The organism is Martelella mediterranea, from assembly GCF_004342225.1.
GTDB lineage: Bacteria > Pseudomonadota > Alphaproteobacteria > Rhizobiales > Rhizobiaceae > Martelella > Martelella mediterranea_B.
Map to the genome: position 1 here is coordinate 1 of NZ_SMAR01000077.1, position 5231 is coordinate 5231.

At 53.6% G+C, this 5231-nt stretch carries 8 protein-coding genes; all 8 read right to left on the reverse strand.

What is annotated here, in order from left to right; all coding sequences use genetic code 11:
- Positions 1-581, reverse strand: a 581-nt coding sequence (locus tag EDC90_RS20370; RefSeq protein WP_207903985.1) for a hypothetical protein, incomplete at its 3' end; no start/stop codon positions are given.
- Between the two features lie 320 nt (positions 582-901).
- Entirely contained in the window at positions 902-1933 is a 1032-nt protein-coding gene (locus EDC90_RS20375) for a GIY-YIG nuclease family protein (RefSeq protein WP_132314343.1), read from the reverse strand.
- 211 nt (positions 1934-2144) lie between these two features.
- Positions 2145-2663, reverse strand: coding sequence for a hypothetical protein (locus EDC90_RS20380; protein WP_132314344.1), 519 nt, complete (start codon positions 2661-2663; stop codon positions 2145-2147).
- A 95-nt stretch (positions 2664-2758) separates the two neighbouring features.
- The gene (locus tag EDC90_RS21025) at positions 2759-3271 is read right to left on the reverse strand and encodes a recombinase family protein (RefSeq protein WP_165972925.1); all 513 of its coding nucleotides are present in this window, start codon (positions 3269-3271) and stop codon (positions 2759-2761) included.
- Positions 3268-3585: a type II toxin-antitoxin system RelE/ParE family toxin gene (locus tag EDC90_RS20395; protein ID WP_132314345.1), complete on the reverse strand. Its 318-nt coding sequence runs from the start codon at positions 3583-3585 to the stop codon at positions 3268-3270. Before EDC90_RS20395 ends, EDC90_RS21025 begins: the two co-directional genes overlap by 4 nt.
- Positions 3582-3851, reverse strand: coding sequence for a type II toxin-antitoxin system ParD family antitoxin (locus EDC90_RS20400; protein ID WP_132314346.1), 270 nt, complete (start codon positions 3849-3851; stop codon positions 3582-3584). The genes EDC90_RS20395 and EDC90_RS20400 overlap by 4 nt, the downstream gene beginning before the upstream one ends.
- Before the next feature lie 182 nt (positions 3852-4033).
- Positions 4034-4276: a hypothetical protein gene (locus tag EDC90_RS20405; RefSeq protein WP_132314347.1), complete on the reverse strand. Its 243-nt coding sequence runs from the start codon at positions 4274-4276 to the stop codon at positions 4034-4036.
- A gap of 32 nt (positions 4277-4308) precedes the next feature.
- Positions 4309-5231 (reverse strand): hypothetical protein (locus tag EDC90_RS20410; RefSeq protein ID WP_207903987.1); only part of this gene is annotated, 923 nt, incomplete at its 5' end.

Here is a 5231-nt window from a genome sequence, read left to right on the forward strand (position 1 = left end):
TTGAGTACACGTTCCGCGACTTTTCCCTTTGTGACTTCGGGAGCCAGCAGGCAAAGCGCGTTCGGCTCGCCTTTGAGCATTCTCGCCTCGGAGGCAACAATCCATCCGGGTGGCATGACAATCAGTGTCAGGAGATCCTGCGCGAGGGCGAGATCCTGCGGCTCGATATTCCCTAACACGACGACAGAACCGGGCGCGCCAAAACAGGCGATGAACGCATCCTCGCTGCCAAACGTGGCTGCAAGTTTCAGTGCCAATGAGAGTGTCGGGTGCGGAATCGGCTGCATTGGCGAGGGTCCGTCCTCCTCAGACATGGAAATATCAAGCTCATCGCCGTCGAAATCAGGGTAACCGGTGAAGTTTGCCTCGTCGCTTTCCTCGTCCACATAGGATGGGGCGCGCTTGTTGAGAAAATCGAGCAAACCTGGCTGCGCATGCTCTTGTGTTCTATGCGGCCCAACGCTGTTCCATTTGTTGACCGAGCGGCCAGGGTAGCGATCCAGCTGCGGGTTTCGGCGGAGCCGGCGGACCAGCTCTTCGCCATATGCGGCCCATGCGGGGCGTGGTGCGTGATCCGTCATGGCGGATCCTCCTCGTGATAGTTGCTCGTTGACCGAAGCAAGATGAAAACGGAGGACGGCGATGCGCTCTCCGGCAGTCCATTCGGAGCGGGACTGCGGTTACCTCGGCGCTTGCCGGTTCTCATTCCGGATGTTCAGCATCGGGTCCCGCAAAGGCCTCGTTCCGAAACGCCAGGCGGCATCCGGAATGACGGGTGACGGCGACCCAACACAATGCTGTTCTGAAATCACATTCCAGAAAATGCCCCGTATCCGGTTAGCGGAACCGGAATACGGGCGTTTTGAAACCATTCCTGGAAAACTGTTCCAGAATGGCATGTCTATCCGGAAGATCTCGGCTTTCCTGACCGTGGCGAAGTTTGCTGGTTTGCGGTTGCCGCTTTGAGATATGTGAGCACATGCGGGAGTATGTCTGCCCGATAGATTTCCGTTTTGACGTTGATCCAGTCTGCGAGTTCGTTACAGGGGATGACCGAATCCGGAAAGCGCTGCTTCAGCTTGCCGTGCAGGGCCTTTTCCGTTTTCTGGGCGATATGGCCGGTCCGCATGGGAAACCGATACAGGACTCGGGCCTCAACGGAACCCGGAATGCCCAACTGATAGCGCAAGCGGCTTTCCGGATCGCGCGAATAGCCAAGCTTGATGAAGCTGCCCTTGTGCGGAACTTCGAAAGCGAGAACATAGATCTCGCTCGGCGCTGCGGACCAGCATGTGCCGCATTGCTCGCATCCGACGCGGCCGGTGATGATGTTGGCGATCGCGATCCTCTGGGTGTGACCGCAGCTATCATGTCTATATGAGCGGTAGTTCGGGTTTGCTTCCGGATCGGGGCCGAGCAGTGTCCATCCCCGAGCGGCAGCATCGGAGCTCAGTCTGGCCGCGTAGCAGGTCGGGCAGTGAAAGCCCGCTCTGCCGGCGGCCTTTCCCTCGCGCGCAAGTCGCTCGACGCGGCCGAATTGCAAGCGCGCGGCATGGCCGCATGGTAGTCGATAATGTCCATATTTGTGGTGCATCTCGTCGCGCTCGAGCAGTGTGAAACCGCATTTGGCGGCATCCTGCAAACGGCGGGTCTCAAGGCAACCGCCGCAAATGGGTTGGGCTGTGCGCAGCACATAAGCTTTCTGCACCGTATCGGCGCCGCATTCCCGGCATCGCAGGACAACGTGATTGCGATCACGGACGCGATCGACAATTAAAAAGCCTTTGCTGGCCGCGATGTCCTGCCATTGCGGCGGAACCGGACCGGGATAGGTGCGCCGCCACTCGCTGTCCGGCACATGCCGTGATCGATGTGGGATGTGCAGGCGTCGCGGTTTCTTCGGCAGACGGTCGGGAGAATGATTGTCAGTCATGTGTGTGTTCCTGTTCTGGACGGAATCCACCCGGATACTCCCCATGGCAAAGGCGCCGTCAGAGCATGCGGGATCGGTTCCGAAAAATCCGGAAGGTCAATTTGCTGGATTGGACGCAACGAAAAGGGATCTCGCAGGATGGTACCCCGTCGGGGCACGTCGAATGCGAGTGCGGTACCGCTGAGCCGTTCAACCTGGCTCAGTCGGGTGACTACGTGGCGATTTCTGAAATCTCGTTGTTCGAGAGCGTATCGTCCGGGCTATGACGATAGAGGTCGAGCTGCATCAGCACCTTAAGAAGCGCTCTGCAGCGTCTGAGCTGATCAACGGTATCTGGGCCGATATAGGCGCTCTCATTGCCAAGGAAGTTACCGGCATAGAGGACGATGTTCGATCGAGCCGTTGCCAGTTCAGACCTGCTTGCGGCGTTGAGCATGGCGTGGATCAGTCGCGCCGTTCTTCGCAGAGGCACATCCGAAGCGATCATCGGCGCCAGATTGCTGAGTACGCAAACCGACTGCGTGAAAGCATCAAGAGCGTTTTCTGCTCCGGACAGCCAAGCCTTGAAGGCAGGGTCGAAAATGTCCACGCCGTCGATTTCTTTCTCGCGGTCGATGACCATGACCATCTGGCCGAGCATTTTCGAGAAAAGCAGGTTGATAGGAGACGCTCCGCGAAGGAACACGTCTTCATTCGCCCGAGCGGGCGTGATAGTTGCTGAGTCAGCCATGTCTACCTCCTAAACAGGTGGGCTGGTTAGAGCGATGGCGGGAGGTGCGAACTCTTGCCATCGTTCGCTTAATGTGCCATTCAGGTATTCTGATGTCAAGATACCTGTGAAGGATTTTTCAAATGGCCCCTCCAAGACGTTTTCATGAGCCAATAACGCTGCGCCTCTCGCATGAAATGCTTGAGGAAATAGACGAGTTGCGACGTGAGGAAAAAGATTTGCCATCGCGTCCGGAAATGGTCCGACGCATTATCGAGGCATATCTCGAGGGTAAAGGGAAAGTACCGGCCGGAAGCTGACTTCTCTTTTTCGCTCTGGCTTGCCTTTCGAGGTGCAGCAACCTTGACCAACGCGCCCCGACGACCGATCTCGGCCATAATGTCCAACCCGTCGGTGTAAGATCTCGTGGCGCGATCCCATTCAGCCACGACCAGAACGTCGTCAGGATTGAGGGCAGCGAGGGCTTTTTTCAGTTCCGGACGGTTGCGGACGTCCTTGCCGCTGGCCTTTTCGGCATAGACCAGATCGCAGCCCTCAGCCTTGAGCGCGACAAGCTGGCGGTCAAGGTTCTGGTCTTTGGTGCTGACCCGAGCATAGCCGATTTTCATTCGTTTGAGTCACGCATGATGGCGTCGTAGTCGCGACCACCATAAAACACGTTCACAATCTCTATGGTTCTGTCAGCGACGCGGTACAGGATGACGGCACTGCTTTCAAAGGGAACCATGCGGATACCCTCGTGTAGATCATCGCGCGCAACGCCGCCATATGGCGCGTTGCCGATCTTCATGCACCGCCGCTCGATGCGAGCGGTAAAATCAAGGGCAACTTCCAGTGAGCTACTGGTTCGCGCAACGTATTCTGCAATCTCGTCAATATCATTCAGCGCCGATTCCAGAAGGTAAACGGGCAGCTGTTTCATTGATCGGAATGCCGATCCATCAGGTTCTTACGGATCCGGCCAAACGCTTCTTTTGCTGGAACAGGCGGGCGAGGGTCATCGATCGATTGCGCGACACGTGCCCGAATGGCCTTAAGACGCTCTTCGCGCTCTTCCTCGGTCTTGAGCCACAGGCGCATGGCCTCTCGCAAGACTTCACTGGTGGACGAAAAATGACCAGACGCCACCTGCGCCTTGATGGCATCCAACATATTTGGGGGGAGGGTGATGCTAATTTTCTCGACCATTTCCACTATTCCGTACTTTCTTTGTTCTTATGAATGGTAGGATAAAATCCTACCTGACACAAGAAAAACTATACGGTATTCTGCAACGGACTTTTGCAAACGGCAAAGCGTTGAAATCATTGGTCGGGGCAAGGTGTTGCAAAAGTCATGACTTCTGAAAAGTTTCGCAAACGCGAGGCATTTCAATCCCGAAGCCAGCAGCGGTAATACTTCTCCACCTTCAAAATTTCAGTACGAATGTGTTGTTCATTTTTTACATTACCTTCTAGGTATGCCACAAATTCAGCCCGCACCTTCCGCCACATCTCATTTTCCTTTCGGAGAATTTTTAGCAACTCAAATGCTCTTTCTTCTTCAGAAGCGTGCCCGGCGAAAATTTTATCGGTTTCACCGAAACATCCTGCTATGTAATCAGTCCAGTTCATTTATTTAGTCCTTTCAGTATATATTTATATTATCAATCCAGCCCAAAACGGAATGGGCCACCTTCAACCCTATCGCTCGGCATTACGCCTCCACATTCATCGTCAAGCCATTTCCTAACAATCTCTCGAAAAAACTGACGCGCCTCCCGTAAGGTCATAAGTTCATTCTTCAAGAGAGAGAGAGTGCGTTTTGATGTCCCATGTCGTCCATTTTCACTATTATTGGCCGCTCGTTTAAACGCGTTCAGCGCCTCCCGACCGGCAAGCCCTGTACTCGGAATTTTATCCAACGTTGTATTTTTATGACCAGCAATATCTTCCAATATTCGATAATATAAAGGCCATGATGGTTCATCAGCCGTGGCTATAGCCGCACGAGCAGCAAGTCCTATATTACGCATATATTCAACGCGGCAAGGCATCAGTTCGTGCAAAGTTTGATGGCGGCAGGCAACAATCTTTCGATACGTCTGGCCTTGTATTGAAGGCGCTCGTCCTAAAGACATATGAGCCGACGAACCATGTGCTGCTTGCCTAGAAGCAGATACAGCAATCACAGGCCGAAATTGACTATCAGCAAGCGCCGCATAGCCATTAAGGGGCGCAATTATTTCTCGAGCAACGCAAGCGCGTTCCAATTCTGTCGTCGTGCCAAAGTGATCAAATATCTCAGCACAACCACGGCCTGAAACAAACGTATTATTTCGATCGGCGTTTACTACGCGATCAAATAAACCATCTTTTTCACCAGCTATCTGCGTATGAACATAAAATTCTTCATAGGCTCCTTTTGGGAAAATTAGGCTAAGAGTATAAAGATCTTCAATCCTTCCTGCTATGTATATTTTATACATATAGTATGTTGATTTCTGCTGAGAGGTGACCCTGTAGGCTTCTAAATTTTCACTGAGAATTGCCCCCTGTGAACACATTGCCCTGACGGATTCGGTCGGGG